This window comes from Streptomyces sp. NPDC029138 (assembly GCF_055564375.1).
The window spans coordinates 26,731-44,740 of sequence record NZ_JBVHWM010000018.1; the positions used below are offsets into that span (position 1 = coordinate 26,731).

An 18,010-nucleotide genomic window follows, 5' to 3' on the forward strand; every position below is an offset into this window, starting at 1 on the left:
GCCTAGAACCACTTGCCGAGCGTGTGGTCGTACGCCGAGCCCGCGGCATCGCCGATCGCGTCCGCGGCGTCACCGACCGTGTCGACGACCTCGCCCGGATCGACGGTGACCTGGAAGCCCACCTTCCCACCGAGCCCAAGGCCGACACCGACCTCGCCGCCCACGTGGTACTTGCCGTCGTCGCCCTTGCCGACATCGGCGCTGGCCGAGGCCCCCGCGCCGGCCCACGCCTCGCCGGTCACACCAGCGCCGATACCACCCACGTCCGCGGCGGCCGACCCCTCGGCCTTCGCGCCGGCGAAGGCCTCCGCGCCCCCGTGCAGGCCGTCCTTGCCGATCGTGGCCTTCGCTTCGGCGTTGGCGCCCGCCAGGGCGCTGCCCTGAGCCTGGAGGCCGAGGATGCCGTACTCGGCTTTGCCGCTGACCTCGGCTTTCGCGAGATAGACGCTGGCCGTCCCCTTCAGCTCCAGGTTCCCGTCGGTGATGCCGGCGACCGCGGACGCGTCATAGCCGAGCAGCGAGACACCCGCGTTGCCGGACAGCTTGACGCCGCCCACCGTGGTCTCGCCCTTGGCATCCGCGGACCAGACATTGGCACCGCCGCTGACCTCGGCGATCTTCACCGACCAGCTGACCTTCTTCGGCGCGTTGGGGTCTTCCGAGGTGGCGTTGGGATCCTGGTAGCCCCATTGCCGCTTCCTCTTGTCGGCAGGGTTGTTCCCGTACTGCCACAGCTCGTCTTCTTTGATGGTGGTCTGGCCGAGCCCGAGGTCCTTGGCGAGCTGCCGCGCCTGGGTCAGCCAGCTCGGGCTGTCCTTGGCGCCGCCGGACAGCTTCTCCAGCTTGGACGACAGCGTTCCGGCCTCGTGCTCCAGCTGGGTGCGTGCGGTGCTGAGCACCTCCTGGGCTCCCGCATGGTCGCCCTTGTCCCACTTCTCTATCGCGTCGGCCGCCTGCCCCTGCGCCCAGTGCAGCACGCTGGTGTACGACTTGATGGCACTGGCCGCACCCGACATGTGGTCCGAGGCGATGTACCAGTTGCCCTTCTCGCCGTTCAGGCTCTTCCAGAACGCGTCGCTGGCCTCTCCGTGCCAGCCGGGGACCTTCACGTCCCGCAGATTGGATCCGACCTTGTCGAACTTGTCCGACCAGTGCTGCATGGTGTCTGCGAGCTCGGTCAGCGCGTGTACATCACCGGGAATGAGCTCCTTGGGGTCCTTCGTCGACCCGAGTGCGGCTGCCACTGCTTTCCCCGCTCTTGCCTTACTTGCCGTGGTTCGTCTTGACGGAGTTGGCCGCGTCGCGGACCCGTCCGTCCGTGTCCGTCAACGTGCCCGATGCCGAGATCAGACCCGCCGCGCGCTGGGCCGTACTGCCACTGAGGATCTGCGCACCCGCCTGCCAGGTCGCGCAGAACGCCACGAACGCCGAGGACGCCGACGAGTGCCCGAACGAGGAACTCCGCCCCGCCGACTCCTCCAGATCGAAACCCTCGGTCGGGCGCAGAGCCTCGACGACGTCTTTGGCGCCCTTTTTGAGAGTCTGTGAATCCGCACCCAGATCAGGATCAGCCACGGCTGTCCACCCCTTCGTCAACTCCAGCCGAATCAGCGCTCATTGACGCACTTAATGATCGGCGCGCGAAGTGTAGCATCGGCCCCTACGCGCATCAGAAGGCGAACGCAGCGATGAACTTTGAAGACCTGCCGCATCCGACGAAACGGCGCAACGTGGTCATCGTCAACGACCGGGAAATACCTCGTCGTTACTTTCTCATGGCCGCCGCCGGTGTCTTCGTTCTCTTCGGCGGCGCTTTCGGCGGGATCGTCTGGGCGAGCTGGTCCGAGGCTCGGGAGGACTCCCGCGGCGACGAGGAGGTGTCCGCCCTCGTCGACCTCGCGCACCGGCGGGGATGGACGTACCGGGCGCGGGTCGCAGGTGGCGCCGATCGCTACGAGGGCGCTGCGCCGTTCCCTGACGTGTCGTCGGGACTGGGCGTCCGGGACCGTGTCGAGGGCCGCTACCGGGGGCGTACAGTCCGCTGTTTCGAGTACCGCGACGTGCGGACCGTCCAGTCGGCGGGACCCGGGCGCTCCCTCACGAAGACGTCGTACTTCGCCGTCTTCTCGGTCACCGCTCCGGACACCGTCCCGCGTTCCGTGCTCCACGAAGCGGACGCCGGTACCCCGCTGCGATTCGTCAGGGGGGAACTCATCACCTGGACCAAGGGCCGGCTCCGGGCACAAGACGTCCTGCCGAAGCTCAATTACCTTTGTGACGTCCTCGACCGCGCGTTTGATTTCCGGTGAGGATTTCCTGGGGGTCAAGTGAAGGGCCGCCCGCGCCGGATGGAGGATTCATGAAGCTTCCTGGGTGCCAGTATGCTTCGGGCGTTCTCTCGTCCTGATAACCCGGAATGGAGCCCCCTCATGGCGATAGCCCGCCCGTCCGTAGCAGCGTGGAGCGTTTCGGCCGTGGCCGCCGGTGTGCTGCTCGTCGGTTGTTCGGGCTCGGTCACCGTGGAGAAGTCCGAGCCGAAGATCTCCGCCGGCAAACTGGCCGACGCGGTCTCCGAGAAGCTCGCCGCCCAGACGGGTCGGCCGAAGCCGGACATCACCTGTCCGGAGGACCTCGCGGGCAAGGTCGGCACCACCACCCGTTGCACGCTCACCGCGGACGACGGCAGCACGCTGGGCGTGACCGTGACCGTGTCCTCGGTGAAGGACAGCCAGATCAACTTCGACATCAAGGCCGACGACAAGGCCTCCCCGCCCGCGAACTGACCCGCGAAGGCAAGCGACGCGGGCGGCGCGGTAGGACGTACGGCGGCGGTGCCTCGGTGGGTACCGCCGCCGCTCCGTGTCTTCCCATGTCGCGGTGACCCGTCGTCAGGAGGTGCGCGGGCCGTCCCGTCTGCGCCTCGCGTCCCGGACCGCCACCGCTGTGCCTGCCAGGCCCGCCACCAGGACCAGGCCGCCCACGACCGTGTACGTCGCCAGGCGGCTGTTGCGTTCCTCGGCCGTCTCGCCGAAGTGCAGGGGGGTGACCGACGGGGCCTCGCCTCTGGCCACGCCGTTCTCGGGTTCCGGGGACTCGACGGGGTGCTCCGGGTCCACCTCCGTGAGTGCCTTCACGGGGTCCACCACACCCCATCCCACCAGCCGGTCGCGCCCCGGGATCGAGCGTTCCGCGGTCTGTTCGATCTGGGCGACGACCTGCTGGGCCGTCCAGCCGGGGTACTTCGCTTTCAACAGGGCGGCCACACCCGCGACATACGGCGCGGAGAAGCTCGTACCGTTGTCCGAGCAGTGGCCGTTGCCCGGAACCGTGGAGATCATGTCGACGCCGGGGGCCGCGACCCCCACGAAGTCTCCCGACTGTGAGAAGGCCGCGCGTTCGTTGTTGCGGTCGGAGGCCGCCACCGCCAGGACGCCCTCGTACGACGCCGGGTACGTGACCTTGACGTTGCCGCCCAGGCCGTCGTTGCCGGCGGAGGCCACGACGACGACCTTGCGGTTCAGGGCGTAGTCCACGGCGTCCTTCAGCTTCGAGTCCTTCGGATCGAGCGCCTCGGCCGTGTCCTGGGAGATGTTGATGACCTCGGCACCCGCCTGGACGGCGTACTTGATGGCAACGGCCAGCGAGTCCGCCGTACCGTCGCCCTCGGCGTCGTTCTGCTTGACGGGGATGATCGTGGCGTCCGGGGCCAGGCCCACGAAGCCCGTGCCCTTCGCCGGGCGGGCCGCGATGATGCCCGCCACGCGCGTGCCGTGGCCGACCGTGTCCGTGGTGCCCGACTTGTTGCCGCGGTCTATCTTCTCGCCCTTGCGGTTCTTCTCGGGCAGCAGGTTCGTGCCCTTGGACGCGTCCACGGCCTTGGTGAGTTGCGGGTTCTTGACGTCCACACCGGTGTCGATCACGGCCACCTGGACGCCCTTGCCGGTGGACTGCGCCCACAACTCGTCCAGGTTGACGCGCTGTAGCGCCCACGGCCGGCCCGTGTACGGCTTGGACGGGAAGGTGCACTGGCCGTCGTCCGCCCGGGCCGGGGAAGCGGGGAGGGCGACCACGGTGGTCGTAGCGGTGAGGGCCACCGCGGCGGCCACGACCACCGCTCGGGCCGCGGCTCCCGATGTCCTTGCCTTCAGCATGAGTCCGTTCTCCTCCGCCCGCCGCTACGAGCCCTGCGGCTGCCGCGCCGCCGCCTCGGACAGGCGCGGGCCCGTCGGCAGGAAGGTCGACCACTCCAGAGGGATGGGCGTGGGCGTCAGCTTCTCGTACCCGAGGCGGGTCTGGGCGATCTTCGCCTCGGCCAGCTCCTCCTTGCGCTTCTTGGCGGAGGTGCCGATGCCCTTGTCGTCGGTGGCGCTGTCGCTGTTGGACTGAAGGGCGTAGCGCAGGCCCGTGTCGGTGACCAGGAAGACGCCGCCGGCCGTGGTCTCCGTGCCCTGGAACTGACGGTAGAGCTGGCCGGACCCGGCGGTGACGTAGGCGCTGGAGGAACCGGTGGGCAGCTGGGCGGGGAAGTCCTTGCCGACCCAGGTGGACAGGGTCGTCCTGCCCTTGGCGCCGACCGACCGCAGCACGTTGCAGACCGTGTTGCGGCCGCTGGTCGCGCTGGAGCCGTCGTTGACCGTCCTCGGCTTGTACGTCGGCCAGTCCTTGCCCTCGTCGAAGGCCGTGCTGTCGGCGACCGCGCCGGGGCTGACCTGCTGCGCCTCACCGGCCTGGCCGACGCCGACGAGCTGACCGCTGTTGAGCAGGAGCGTGGCGGTGAACTCCGAGATACGGGCCACCTTGCCCCGCAGGACGACGTAGTACCGCAGCATCTGTCCGTCGTAGGCCTTGATGACCTCGCCGACCTTGTCGTACTGCGCCGGCATGATCCCGGCGTCGGCCTTCGCGCCGGGCGTGCCCTCGATCGTCGGGATGGCGATCGGGTCGCCCGTGTCCAGGGTGTCGAGCCAGTCCTGGGAGACACGCTGCGGGGCGCGGCCCCGGGTGTCGAGCGCCTTGAGGAGTTCCTTGTCGCCCGAGTCCGCGAGCTTGTACGCCGTGCCCCGCGCGTCGACGACGTACTGGGTCTTGCCGTCCGGACCGACGACGTACATCAGGTCGCCACGGGTGAGCCTGTCGGGCCCCTCCGTCTTGGACCACTCCTTCTTCGCGAGGACGAACGCCGCCTTCTGGATGGCCCGCCCGCCGTCGGCGGGACGCTCGCAGACCGCCCAGCGCTTGGCGGCCTCGGCCTCGTCCGGGGAGGGCAGGCGGTCGGGAGCGTACGGAATGCCGATGGTGGCGCCGTGCGGAGGCTTGCCGCTGTCCAGGATCTTCTCGTCGACGGTGATGACGCTGGCCTTGCTGGGGTCCAGGAGCAGCTTGGCCGAGGCCATGTTGAGGACGGGGTGGAGCTGCTTCTGCCTGCCCGTCTTCAGGACGACGTACCGGGTGGTCGACTTGCTGGCGACGATGACGTGTTCCTCGGGGGTGTCCCACCCCTTGGGTGCCGTGGGGCTGAACATGCCGATCGCGCCGAACACCGCGAGGATCACCACACCGACGACGACGCCGGGGACCAGTGCGCCCAGCGGCTTGGGAGCGCCCTCCTCCGAGCCGGAGGGGGAAGGCTGTAGGAAGGACGCGAGCGTGCGGCGCTTCGCGAAGGTGTAGGCGTTGAGTTCGTCCCGCCGTGATGCCATCTGTGTCCGCTCTCTCCCCGTTGCGGAGCCGTGGGGGACCTGTGAAGATCCGTCCCCCGTCCTCGGTTTGCCTCTGGTGCCTCGACTGTCAGACCCGGCCCCTACTATGCCTGTTGCGTGGACGTGCTGGTGGCACGGGTAGGGTGCTCAGGGCTTGAAGGGACCGGAGCGCAAGGGTTTCGGGAGAGTTCGGGGGTTTTGAAGTGATGGCTTCCGCAACGCGGGCCCGGTCGCGATCGCAATCGGGGTCACGATGGGGTGGCGCGCGCCGGTCGGGTGCCCGCGGCTCTTCCTCCGGGCGGAGCGGCGCCCAGCAGGCGCCCACGCCCTACCAGGGCGCTTTCGCGCCGCGTCTGGAGTCCCGCTCGGGTCGCGGCGGTTCGTTCGCGGTGCAGCGGCTGGTGCTGCTGGAGATCGCGGGCGCGCTCGCGCTGTGCGGCTGGCTCATCGGCACGGTCGCGCTGATCGCCGCCGCCCCCGTCTCCCTGGTGCTCGTGGTGCTCGCCGTCGTACGGCGCCGGGGGCGCTCCCTGCCGGAATGGCTCGGCACCCTGCTGGCCATGCGGGCCCGCATACGGCGGGCCGCGAGCACACCGGTGCCGCCGGGGACCGACTCCGGTCTCGCGCCCGCCGTGGAGTGCGACCCGACCCTGCGCACGTTCAGCTTCAACCGCGGTGACGACCGCGACCAGCGGCCGATCGGCATGGTCGGCGACGGCGGCTTCCTGACCGCGGTGCTCCAGGTGGAGTCGGACGTCGACGCGCTGCGTGCGGAGCGCGGGAGGCGACCGCTGCCTATAGCCCTCGTCCGGGACGTCCTGGAAGTCGACGGCATCCGGCTGGAGTCGGCGCAGATCGTGGTGCACACCCAGCCCGCGCCCGCGCTGCACCTGCCCCAGCAGTCGGTCGTCGTCAGCAACTACGCGCCGTTGCAGGCCCAGACCGGCTCCCCTGCGGTCCGCATCACCTGGATCGCGCTGAAACTCGACCCCGAGCTGTGCCCCGAGGCGGTGGCCGCGCGCGGCGGTGGGCTGCTGGGGGCGCAGAAGTGCCTGGCGCGCTCGGCCGAACACCTGTCGAGCCGGCTGACCGGTGCCGGGTTCCGGGCGAACGTGCTCACCGAGGAGGAGCTGACGGCCGCCATCGCCACCTCCGCGTGCGCCAACCCGATGGTGACGGCCCAGGCCGGGCGGGGGGAGGCGCCGCAGCGGCGGACCGAGGAGTCCAGCCGCAGCTGGCGCTGCGACAACCGCCGGCACACCACCTACTGGGTGCGGCGCTGGCCCCAACTCGGCGGCTCCGGCGGCTCGCTGGCCCAGCTGGTGGCACAGCTGACCGCGGTGCCCGCGCTCGCGACGACCTTCAGCCTGACGCTGGCCAAGGGCGCGCAACAGGACGTGACCGTCACCGGCCATGTGCGGATCACCGGCCGCAGCAAGCAGGAACTGACCGACGCGCGGCGCGATCTGGAGCGTGCGGCGCAGCAGGCACGCACCGGGCTCGCGCGCCTGGACCGTGAACAACTCCCCGGCGTTCTGGCCACCCTGCCGCTCGGAGGTGCCCGCTGATGACCATGACGACCTCACCCGCCCCGTCCGGTCCGGGCCTCGGTGAGCGGCTGCGCACCGGCTTCGGCCTGCTGGGCCCCCGTCACCCGCGGCACACTCTGCCCGCGGAGCAGCTGGACGCGCTGACCCTGCCCATCGGCGACGACGGCGTGGTGGTCGGCGTCAACAACGAGGGGCAGCCTGCCATCCTCGGGGTGAACCGTCCCACGCCGTACGACATCGTGCTCATCGGCGGCCTGTGGACCGCGCAGGTCATGGCGCTGCGCTCCGCCGCCACCGGCGCGCGGGTCGCTGTGGAGACCGGGCGGCCGCAGGCCTGGATGCAGATGGTGCACGCCATGGGCGGCGGGCAGAACGGGTTGTCCGTGTACGACGTCGGGCGGGTGCCGCCGCAGGGCGCCTCCGCCGGTACGCCCGTGCTGGTGGTGCGGGACTGCGGTATGCGGCCCCCGCGCGGCCGGGTGGTGTCCGGGCCCTGGCAGTCGGTGCTGACCCTGCTGCCGTATCTCAGCCCCGTCGCGCCCCGGCTGCTGCGGCAGGCGCGGCTCGCCGGTATCCAGCGGGTCTCGCCGGACGAGGCGGCCGAACTGGGGCGCACGATGGGGCTGTCCCGGACCGAGGTGGAGTCGCTGCCGGGGCTGCCCGACGGCGTCACCCTCTGGTGTACCGACCGTGACCGGCAGTACGTGCTGACGCAACCCACCGACGCCGAGATCGGATTGTTGGGCACACCGCGACGCATGGACTGAACTGCCCTTACCCGTCCCTTTTGTTCAGGGTGTCGTACGCGGCCGCGCGGGGCGGACAGGTGTCTGCGCCCGTGCCGTGGCCTCGTGTGCGGGCGCGGAGAGGTGGGCGGGCCTGCCGAGGTGTGGCTCCTGGTGATTAGGCTGGGAGCGGGCGCGATGGCAGGACCCGTGAACCGGCGTCGGTGTCCCGGGGGGAGAGCCGGTGCATCGGACTGCCCCGAACGACTACGGACGACTCGGTACGACACGACATGGTCGCCCCGGCACGGCATGAGGGTGCTCGACCACACCAGGAGGAACTGTGAGCAGCGATCGGGACGGGATGCGCGGGGGCTGGGACACACCCGGCGATGACCAGCCCGACGCGGAGGCCGTCGAGACCACCGGCGAGTTCACCATCGACTACGCTCCCCCCGCCTGGTACACGCAGAACGCGTCGGGAGCCGGCGGTACGGGTGCCGGTGGCGCCGGCGGTACAGGCGGTACTGGTGGTGCCGGCGGTTTCGCCGGGGCCGGCGGGTCCGCGGCTGCCGGTGACTCGGGCGGTCCGGCGACTCCCGGGCTGCCGTTCCCCACGGGCACGCCGGTTCCGGGTCCGACGCCGCCACCGCCGGTCGCCCCGCCGGTCGTCCCGCCGGTCGTCCCGCCGGTGGGCACGCCGCCACAGGGGACTCCGTTCATTCCGGCGCAGGGGGATTCGTATGGGGCCGGGCAAGGGGCTTCGTACGGTCCGGCGGAGGGGACTCCGTACGGTCCCGCGCAGGGGGTTCCGTATGAGTCGGCGCAGGGCGCGTCGTTCACTCCGCCGCAGGGGGCCGCGTACGTTCCCCCGGCCGGGCCTGCGCAGCCCGCGCCGCCGACCGGTGAGCCCGTCCCGATGCCGCGGCTGCCCGAGGGCTTCGAGCCGCAGCACTCCCAGCCTGCCCCGCCTGCCCAGCCGGAGACGGACAACGGGGATCTGGAGAGCGGGGCGACCATGCGGTTCTCCGCCGTCGCTCTTAAGCGGCAGATGGCGGAGATCGCCGAGCGCGCGGCTGCCGGCGCGGAGTCGGCCGAGTCCGGGGGTGACGGCCCCGGGGATGGTTCTGCTTCGACGGCCTCGGCTACCGCGGGCGCGGCTCTGACGGAGGATGACGGCACGGGGGTCGCCTCCGGTTCGGAGGGCTCCTCCGGTGCCGAGGGCACGGCCGATGCGGACAGCTCCGGCGGTTCGGAAGGCTCCGGCGGTTCGGAAGGTTCTGCCGGTGCCTCAGGTGCGTCCGGTGCCGAAGGATCCGGCGATGCCGAGGGCGGCGAGGACCGCGCCGAGGAATCCGGTGGAGAGGCTGTCGCGCAGGACGGCTCGATGGCGGAGGCCACCGTTTCGGAGGGTTCCGCGTCCGACGGGATCGCCGATGAGAAGGCTGCGGCGGAGGAGAGCGTCCCGGAGCAGGCCGCCGCCGACGAGGGTGGCGCCGACAAGAGTGGCGCCGACGAGGGCGCGGCCGACGCCATGCGCGCCGACGTCTCGGAGGGCCCCTCCGACTCTGCGCACGCCGACGCGTCGGAGCCCTCGGACGCCGAGACGGCACGCGCGGCGGCCCAGGGCAGCGCGCCTCAGCCGGGTGCACGGGAAGACAGCGCATCGGGTGACCGTGCCACGGGCAACGGTCCGTCGGACAACGTGGCCCAGCAGACCGGTGCCGCCCACCCCGGTACGCCGGAGTCCGGCGCCCAGCAGGCCGACGCCGCCGAGCCCGCCCCCGGACAGCCCGGCGGATACGGCTTCCCCCAACCCGGCACACCAGACGCCGCCGCTGCGCAGCCAGGCGCACCCCAGCCCACCCCCGAACAGCCCGGCGGATACGGCTTCCCGCAGCCCACCGCTGCCGCCCACCCCGGCGCCCAGCCCAACGCGGCCCAGCCCGCCCCCGGCGCCCCGCACGCCGCCGTACCGTCCGCTCCCCCGGCCCCGCAGGGCGCGCCGCCTGGCTGGACGCCGCCGCCCGCTCCGCAGCACGGGCTGCCTCCGCTGCCGCCCTCGTACCAGCCCGCCGCCCCGGCCCCCGCAGGGCAGTGGCCCGCACAGCCCGGGCAGCAGCCGGCCGCCCCACAGCAGCCCGGGCCGGTGCCCGGTCAGCAGCCGCAGCCGACCGGCTACCAGGGTCCTGCCGGTGCACCCGGTCAGCAGCCGCAACCGGCGAGCGGCCAGGGACCCGCCGGCACGCCCGGTCAGCAGCCGCCGTTCCAGCCGCAGGCCCCCCAGCCCGCGCCCGCCGCGTGGAACCAGCCGAACCAAGCCAACCAGGCGGGCCAGCCGGGTGCGCCCAGCGCACCGGCACCCGGCCCGCAGGCGGTCCGCAACGGCCCCGCTCCCGGCCCCACTCCCCCGACCCCGAGCGGCTACGGCTTCCCCCACCCCGGCGCCCCGACGCCCGGTACCCCGAACCCGTCAGGCCAGCCCGGTGCCCCGGTGGCCAACGCTCCCAACCCGTCAGCCCAGCCCGGCGCCCCGACACCCGGCACCCCCAACCCCTCGGCCCCGCCCACCGGTTACGGCTTCCCGCAACCCCCGGCGTCCCAGCCGCACCCCAACGGCCCCACCCCGCCGAGCGGTTACGGCTTCCCGCAGTCAGGCGCGCCCAACCCTTCCGCGCAGCCCGGCGGTTACGGCTTCCCTCAGCCGGGGCAGCCCAACGCCCCCGTCCAGCCGGGTGGTTACGGCTTCCCGCAGCCGCCTCAGAACCCGGACGGCACCCCCGGCGCCCCGCACGCCCCGGTCGACCCCCGTTCCGGTGCCGCGTGGCCGCAGCCCGTGCAGCATGATCAGCGACAGCCGACCAACCCCGGTGCCGCGCCGCTCGGTTACACCGCCGCCGTGGAGCTGTCCTCGGACCGGCTGCTCAACAACAAGAAGCAGAAGGCGAAGAGCGGGCGGCCCGCTGCGGCCGGCGGCCGGTTCAAGCTGGGCGGCAAGAAGGAGGAGGCCGAGCGGCAGCGCAAGCTGGAGCTGATCCGTACGCCGGTGCTGTCCTGCTACCGGATCGCGGTCATCAGCCTCAAGGGCGGCGTCGGCAAGACGACCACGACGACCGCGCTCGGCTCGACCCTCGCCACCGAGCGGCAGGACAAGATCCTCGCCATCGACGCCAACCCGGACGCCGGTACGCTCGGGCGGCGGGTGCGCCGGGAGACCGGGGCCACCATCCGTGACCTCGTCCAGGCCATCCCGTACCTCAACTCGTACATGGACATCCGGCGGTTCACCTCCCAGGCGCCCTCCGGTCTGGAGATCATCGCCAACGACGTGGACCCGGCCGTCTCGACCACGTTCAACGACGAGGACTACCGGCGCGCCATCGACGTGCTCGGCCGCCAGTACCCGGTCATCCTGACCGACTCGGGCACCGGTCTGCTGTACAGCGCCATGCGCGGGGTGCTCGACCTCGCCGACCAGCTCATCATCATCTCCACGCCGTCCGTGGACGGAGCGAGCAGCGCCAGTACGACGCTGGACTGGCTGTCCGCGCACGGGTACGCCGACCTGGTCTCCCGGTCCCTCACCGTGATCTCCGGGGTCCGCGAGACCGGCAAGATGATCAAGGTCGAGGACATCGTGGCGCACTTCGAGACCCGGACCCGCGGGGTCATCGTCGTGCCCTTCGACGAGCATCTGGCCGCCGGTGCCGAGGTCGACCTCGACATGATGCGGCCGAAGACGCGCGAGGCGTACTTCAACCTCGCCGCGATGGTCGCCGAGGACTTCACCCGTCACCAGCAGGCGCACGGGCTGTGGACGAGCGACGGCAACCCGCCCCCGGTGGCCGCCCCGCCCATGCCGGGAGGGCCGATGCCGGGCCAGCCCATGCCGGGACAGCCCATGCCCGGGCAGCCCATGCCGGGACAGCTGTACGGCGCCGAGCAGCCGTATCCGCAGGTCCCCGGTCAGCCGTACGCCCCGGCGCAGCAGCCGTACCCGCCTCAGCAGGGCCAGCAGCAGCCGTATCCGGGGGCACCGCAGCAACCGGGCTACCCGCAGCACGGACAGCCCCAGCCCCAGCCCACGTCACAGCCCCAGGCTCAGCCTCAGCCGCAGCCGCAGCCGCAGCCGGGACAGCAGCCGCAGCAGCCCCCGCAGGCTCCCTCCGCCCCGCCCCAGCAGTAGAGGCCACGACAAAGGGCGGCCGGTGCTCCCCGCACCGGCCGCCCTTCTCTCTGCAACGAGTCCCGCTGGACCGAGCGGTTACTCCTCCGCCGCCACGATCTCCCGGCACCGCTTCACATCCGCGGCCATCTGCTCCAGCAGGGCCTCCAGTGACTCGAACTTCGCCTGCCCGCGCACGTACGCGAGGAAGTCGACGGCGACGTGCAGGCCGTACAGGTCGAGGCCGACGCGGTCGATCGCGTACGCCTCCACCGTGCGCTCGGTGCCGTCGAACTGCGGGTTCGTGCCGACGGAGATCGCGGCCGGCATGACCTCGCCCTGGGCGTGCAGATAACCGGCGTACACGCCGTCGGCGGGGATGGCGGTGTGCGGGAGCGTCTCGACGTTGGCCGTCGGAAAGCCCAGTTCCCGGCCGCGCTGGGCACCGCGGACGACGACGCCCTCCACCCGGTGCGGGCGGCCCAGGATCTCGCGGGCGCCCGCGACATCGCCCTCGGCGACCAGGCGGCGGGTCAGCGTGGAGGAGAACGGCTCGCCGCCGCCCGCCTCACCGGTGACGTACAGGTCGACGACCTCGACCTCGAAGTCGTAGATCTTGCCCTGCTCGGTGAGGAACTCGACGTTCCCGGCCGCCTTGTGACCGAAGCGGAAGTTGGGGCCCTCCACGACCGCCTTGGCGCGCAGCTTGTCCACCAGGACCTTCACCACGAACTCGGCGGGCGAGAGCTTCGAGAACTCGGTGGTGAAGGGAAGGATGAGGACCGCGTCGACGCCCAGCTCGGCCATGAGTTCGGCACGGCGGTGGTGCGGGGCGAGCAGCGGCGGGTGGCTGCCCGGGCGGACGACCTCGCTGGGGTGCGGGTCGAACGTGACCACGACGGCCGGGACGCCCAGCTCGCGGGCCCGGTCGACGGCGTGCTTGATGATCAGCTGGTGGCCGCGGTGGACGCCGTCGTAGGAACCGATGGTGACGACGCTGCGCCCCCAGTCCTGGGGGATGTCCTCCAAGCCACGCCAGCGCTGCACTGTGACCGCTCCTCGAACCCTTGTCCGTGTCTACCTTGACCTCGTCGTGCAGGTCTAAGGGTGCCATGCCGGGTGCCTCGCGCCAGCATCGGCATGGGGGCTGTGACGGGGCGCACGTTCCCGCCGCAGCTCAGGCCGGTACGCGGGCGCCCGCCAGGTTCTCGATCATGCGGCGGGTGCTGGGACCGACCACCGCCGCCCAGTCGTCCGGGGCCTCGGTCAGCCAGCGGGCCATGCGGGCGGCGAAGCCGGGCGTGTGCCGGCCGAGGTCGACCAGGGCGCGGTCGAACCGGGTGGCGCCCTCGGGTGTGCGGACCAGGAGCAGTCCGGTGCGGTGCACCAGGCCGCGGGCCTCCTCCTCCCGGCCGCCGCCGTGGTCCGCGGCCGCGTGCAGGACGGCGATCAGGACGGACGGGTCCTCTTCCCGGGCGAGCAGGAACTCCAGCAGCTCGCGGCGGAGCGGACGGGAGGCGGGCGTGCCGGGGGCGGCGAGGACGGTGGCGAGGGCCGCCCGGAGCGGTTCGGGGCCGCCGTCGAGCAGGCCGGTGACGAGGGGCAGCAGGACCGGGCGGGCGGTGGGGCCCTGTTCGAGGCGGCGGTCGACATGGCCGGCGACCTGTCCGGCGGTCTCCGGGTGCGGGCGCACCGACTCCCGGACGAGGGCGGCGACCCGGCGGGCCAGGGCCGGGGTGGTGACCTCGGTGAGGCCGCGCAGGACCGCTCCGGTGTCCGGGCCACCGGCGCCCGGGGCGCGCAGGCGGGCACGGAAGGCCTCCAGGACCGGTTCCGGGTGCGTGGTCAGGGCCGTGACGAGGGCGCTGGGCGGGAACTGCGGGTCGCCGTCGGCGAAATGGCGGAGGGCCGCGGGCAGGTGCCGGTCGCGGGTGCGCGGGTCGCGGACCAGGAGGGCCAGCGCGGCGCCGTGCAGGGTGCGGTCGGCGGGGCGGGCGAGCAGGGTGAGGGCGGCGTAGCGCAGTAGCTCGCGGTCGGCGTCGGAGCGGGCGTGGGGGGCCGCGCGCAGGGCGAAGGCCACGGCCGCGATCCTGCGGGCGGGGCGCTCGTCGTGCGCCCAGCGGTCGACCGCCCGGCAGAGGGCCGACGGCTCCTCCTCGGCGAGGACGGCGAGCAGTTCGTCGGCACGCCGGTGCGCGCAGGCAACCAGCACCTCGGTGAGATCGTCCAGGGCGCCGTGCCGGTGGGTGTGCAGCAGCGCCTGCGCGGCGGTGGCCACGGTGGCGTGCGGGGTCGCGGGCAGCGGCTGCTCGTCGGCGAACCAGTGGGTGAGCAGGGGTTGTACGACGGTGGGGGCGGCGGCGAGCAGTCCGGCGACGGCGTCCAGGTACCGGTCGCCTGCCGCGGGCGGCGCCGGGTCCGCCAGGACGAGGCGGCGCAACAGGTCCAGGCGCTCGGGGTCGGGGACGGGAAGGGCGGTCCAGAAGGCGGGGCGGAAGTCGGCCGGTACGGGCCGCTGGGCGCCGCGCCAGACGACGACCCGGTCGGCGAGCAGGCGCAGCACCTCGATGTACGGCGTCGCGTCCGGGACCTGGAGCAGGGTCCGGGCGAGCAGCCGGGCGGCCCACCAGGAGCCGGTGTCACGGTCCAGCGCGTCGACCAACTCTCGCAGACGGAGAGCGAGTTGCCTGGGACCTTGCTGGCGGCCCAGGAGCAGCAGGGCCTGCACGACGGGTCCGACGCGGTGGTACGGCACCGGCACGGGACGGGACGTGCTCGGCTCGCCGGCGCGGTGCACCAGGGCCCGCAGCGCCGCGTCCAGGTCGAGGTGGGTGCCCTGGATCCAGTCGGCCAGCTCCTCGTGGGCGAAGCGGTAACCGGTGCCGGCCGGCACGAGGAGGCCCTCGGTGAGCACGGCGGAGGCCCAGCCGGTGCCGCCGCCGAGCCGGGCGGGGGCCGGGCCCCAGGGGAACACCGCCTCGAACGACTCCCGGTCCAGCTCTCCCTGCCCCGGCCCGAGGCTGCGCCGGGCGGCCTCGTGCACCTGCCGGGCCACCCGCGCCGCGAGCCGCCGCACGGCCGTACCGCGCAGACCGCCGGCGGCGGCGAGGCGGACCGCGATGCGCAGGCACATCAGGTCGAGGTGGGCGGCGAACACGTCGTGCCGGTCGACGGGCCCGGCGACCAGCGGGTCGGGTACGGCGGCCCACACCTTGGACAGCAGCCGAAGCACCAGCGGATGCCGCGCGTCCCGCTCACCGAGCACACCCTCAGGAATCCCATACCGCGCCCGAGCCCACCGCGCCTCACCGACCGTGAGCTCCCCGATCCGCAGACAGGGGGGAAGCGGGTCGGTGGCGGGGGTGCGGGGGGCTGCGCCGGAGAGGGACTCGCCGGGGGCAGAGGAGGCGTGGGGTGGGGTGGCGGCGGTGGCGGGGGTGCGGTCCGGTACAGGGCTGTCCGCCGGGGAGGCAAGGCCGGCCGGAGAGTGGTGCGGCTCGGGGCTGCCCGCCGGGAAGACAACGGCGGCCGGAGAGTGGTGCGGCTCGGGGCTGCCCGCCGGGAAGACAACGGCGGCCGGAGAGTGGTGCGGCTCGGGGCTGCCCGCCGGGAAGACAACGCCGGCCGGAGAGTGGTGCGGCTCAGGGCTGCCCGCCGGGAAGACAACGCCGGCCGGAGGGCGGTGCCGCTGGGGGCTGTCCGCCGGGGAGGCGGGGCTGGGCAGGGGAACCTGCGGTTCGGCGCCGTCGGCCGACGCACCGGGCGAGGGCGCGCGGTCGGCGACAGCGTGCAGCGGCTCGGCCGGCCCGGCTGACGCTGGGGGCGAAGGCGGAGGGTCGGCCGGGGTGCTGTGCAGTGGCTCACCGCCGCCCGCCGGGGTCCCGGGATCGGCCTGCGCGCGCGGACACCCGCCACCACCCGCCGAGGCCCTGGAATCGGCCTGGGTGAACAGAAACTCGCCACCGCCCAGCGAGGCCCCGGCATCGGCCTGCGTGCGCACAAACCCGCCACCGCCCACCGGAGCCCCAGGATCAGCCTGCGCGCGCGGACACTCGCCACCGCCCACCGGAGCCCCGGAAGCAGTTCCCAGCGGCTCGCCACCGCCCACCGGAGCCCCGGAAGCAGTTCCCAGCGGCTCGCCACCCTCCGCCGGGACCTCGAGGCCGGGCGGCATGGATGATGGGTTTCCTGGGGTGCCCGGCACGTGGAGGAGGGCCTGTGGGAAGGCCTTGCCGGTGTGTTCCCAGTGTTCCTCTCGGCAGGCCAGCACCAGACGTGCCCCTGTTTCGCGCAGCCAGGCGGCCGTGCCCTCGGTCCAGGTGGGCAGGCGGTGGGCGAGGGCGGGGGGCATCTCCTCGGGGCCGTCCAGGAGGAGCAGCAGCGGACGGCCGGCCCGCGCGGCGAGGCGGGCCACGTGGTCGGGTGTGACGTCGCCGAGGTCTTCGGGTCGGGCGGAGCGGGACGCGGCGATGATCCGGGCGGCACGCGCCAGGGCGCGGCGGGCCGCGTCGGCCACCGAGTCGTCGGTGGCCTTCAGGTCGGCACCGCGCAGCCACAGCGTCGGGGCCGGCCGCTCACCCCGGGCGCGGCGGGCGGCGAGCGCCGCGAGTTCCGTCGTACGACCGCTGCCCGGCGCGCCGACGAGGCCGAGCACGGGCCGGTCGCCGACGGTGAAGGCCGCCAACTCCCGGGCGATGTCGGCGCGTTCGACCGGTTCGACGGCGCACGGGGGGCCGTCCTGGCCCACCGAGGTCGTGGTCAGCTGGAGGACGCCGGCGAGGTTGAGGTCGGCGCCGTACGCGGGCACGGTGGCCGCGTTGCGGGCAAGCAGGCCGGCGAGGGCGCCGTCGGCGGGCCGCAGAGGCACCGCGAAGCCCGCGTCGCGCTCGCCGCTGTGCAGGGCGGTGCCGAGGACGCCGACGACCGCTCCGGTGCGCGCGTCGAGCACCGGTCCACCGGCCGCGCCGCCGCCCAGCCGGAGCGCGTCCCGGCCGGCCGTGCCGATGGCCAGCTCCAGCACGTCGTCCAGGAGGTGGAAGCGGTCCGTGGCGGTGTACGTCACCTGCGTGGCGGCCAGCACCCGCGCCTCGCGCCAGCAGCCGGCGGCGACCCGTACGTAGGTGCCGGCGTCGATCCGCTCCCGCGCGGTCACCGGCAGCGGCTCCGCGCCGAGGCCCTCGGTGCGCACCAGGGCGAGGTCCAGGCCGGGCAGTGCGGTGACCGCGTCGGCGTCGACCACGCAGGTGCGGTCGCCGGAGGCGTGCAGCACCAGCCGGGGCAGGCCGTCGACGGCCTCGTGGCTGGTGAGCAGGGTGCCCTCGTGATCGGCGAGGAAGCCGAGTCCGCGCGGGCGGCCGGCCAGGTCCCGGATGCGGACGAGGGCGGCGTCGAAGCGAGCGGTGTCGGCGCCTACGCCCGCCTCGTCGGACCGGGTGGCGGCACGGGCCCTCTCCTCCGGACCCGCTCCCCCGCCCGTACCAGGCCCATCGCCCGCAGGCTCCTCGTACGCGCACCTTCCGGACGGCCGTTCCTCATACGCGCGATCCCCGCCCGCGCGATCCCCCTCGCCACGCTCCCCGCACCCGTACCCCCGGTGCCCGCTTCCGTCCCGCGGGCCCCGTTCCGTCATGGTCGTACCTCCCCGCCCGTCCCCGTGCCCTGGTTCCGACGGTAGGCGCGGGATGATCGGCGGGACAGATCGCGTGGTGAACGCGCCCCCTTCCGCTCCCCCGCTTCACTCCGAGCGCCTGCCCGGACGGGTGAATTGGCGGAGGTTGCTGGATAACCCTAGGGGTGGGGGAACCGAGGGGGGACCGTGGAGTGGCGGCAGGGCCGACCCGTGGCCGGCCGCCGCTCCACGGCAGACAGCCG

11 protein-coding genes are annotated in these 18,010 nt (G+C 73.3%); 5 read left to right on the forward strand and 6 right to left on the reverse strand.

From position 1 onward, the window contains the following. Positions 1 to 2: 2 nt before the first annotated feature. Together ACZ4WH_RS17275 and ACZ4WH_RS17280 are read right to left on the reverse strand one after the other, a co-directional pair. Entirely contained in the window at positions 3 to 1,244 is a 1,242-nt protein-coding gene (locus ACZ4WH_RS17275; RefSeq protein WP_468181164.1) for a putative T7SS-secreted protein, read from the reverse strand. A 19-nt stretch (positions 1,245 to 1,263) separates the two neighbouring features. Next, complete coding sequence (locus ACZ4WH_RS17280) at positions 1,264 to 1,575, reverse strand: hypothetical protein (RefSeq protein WP_468181166.1); 312 nt, start codon at positions 1,573 to 1,575, stop codon at positions 1,264 to 1,266. 113 nt (positions 1,576 to 1,688) lie between these two features. Between ACZ4WH_RS17280 and ACZ4WH_RS17285 the strand changes: the two genes are divergently transcribed. Both ACZ4WH_RS17285 and ACZ4WH_RS17290 read left to right on the forward strand, forming a co-directional pair. Further along, a complete protein-coding gene (locus ACZ4WH_RS17285) occupies positions 1,689 to 2,309 on the forward strand; it encodes a hypothetical protein (protein WP_468181168.1) in 621 nt (206 codons plus the stop codon). A 120-nt stretch (positions 2,310 to 2,429) separates the two neighbouring features. Further along, positions 2,430 to 2,783: a DUF4333 domain-containing protein gene (locus tag ACZ4WH_RS17290; RefSeq protein WP_468181170.1), complete on the forward strand. Its 354-nt coding sequence runs from the start codon at positions 2,430 to 2,432 to the stop codon at positions 2,781 to 2,783. Positions 2,784 to 2,888: 105 nt separating this feature from the next. On the opposite strand, the gene mycP is transcribed toward ACZ4WH_RS17290, so the two are convergent. Continuing rightward, the gene (gene mycP / locus ACZ4WH_RS17295) at positions 2,889 to 4,151 is read right to left on the reverse strand and encodes a type VII secretion-associated serine protease mycosin (RefSeq protein WP_468181172.1); all 1,263 of its coding nucleotides are present in this window, start codon (positions 4,149 to 4,151) and stop codon (positions 2,889 to 2,891) included. A 24-nt stretch (positions 4,152 to 4,175) separates the two neighbouring features. Further along, on the reverse strand, positions 4,176 to 5,699 hold the full coding sequence (eccB, locus tag ACZ4WH_RS17300; protein WP_468181175.1) for a type VII secretion protein EccB: 1,524 nt from the start codon (positions 5,697 to 5,699) through the stop codon (positions 4,176 to 4,178). Positions 5,700 to 5,905: 206 nt separating this feature from the next. On the opposite strand from eccB, the gene eccE reads away from it, so the two are divergent. The 3 genes from eccE to ACZ4WH_RS17315 all read left to right on the forward strand — a co-directional run bounded on the left by eccE (position 5,906) and on the right by ACZ4WH_RS17315 (position 12,160). After that, on the forward strand, positions 5,906 to 7,267 hold the full coding sequence (gene eccE / locus ACZ4WH_RS17305; protein WP_468181177.1) for a type VII secretion protein EccE: 1,362 nt from the start codon (positions 5,906 to 5,908) through the stop codon (positions 7,265 to 7,267). After that, the gene (locus tag ACZ4WH_RS17310; RefSeq protein ID WP_468181179.1) at positions 7,267 to 8,016 is read left to right on the forward strand and encodes a hypothetical protein; all 750 of its coding nucleotides are present in this window, start codon (positions 7,267 to 7,269) and stop codon (positions 8,014 to 8,016) included. The genes eccE and ACZ4WH_RS17310 overlap by 1 nt, the downstream gene beginning before the upstream one ends. Positions 8,017 to 8,338: 322 nt before the next feature. Then, positions 8,339 to 12,160 carry an SCO5717 family growth-regulating ATPase gene (locus tag ACZ4WH_RS17315; RefSeq protein WP_468181309.1) on the forward strand — a complete coding sequence of 1,274 codons (3,822 nt, stop codon included), beginning with the start codon at positions 8,339 to 8,341 and terminating at the stop codon, positions 12,158 to 12,160. 78 nt (positions 12,161 to 12,238) lie between these two features. Here the strand turns inward: ACZ4WH_RS17315 and ACZ4WH_RS17320 are convergent, their stop codons facing one another. Together ACZ4WH_RS17320 and ACZ4WH_RS17325 are read right to left on the reverse strand one after the other, a co-directional pair. Further along, positions 12,239 to 13,186, reverse strand: a complete 948-nt coding sequence (locus ACZ4WH_RS17320; RefSeq protein ID WP_468181181.1) for a bifunctional riboflavin kinase/FAD synthetase — start codon at positions 13,184 to 13,186, stop codon at positions 12,239 to 12,241. A 130-nt stretch (positions 13,187 to 13,316) separates the two neighbouring features. Next, positions 13,317 to 17,768, reverse strand: coding sequence for a trypsin-like peptidase domain-containing protein (locus ACZ4WH_RS17325; protein WP_468181183.1), 4,452 nt, complete (start codon positions 17,766 to 17,768; stop codon positions 13,317 to 13,319). Between the last annotated feature and the right edge of the window lie 242 nt (positions 17,769 to 18,010).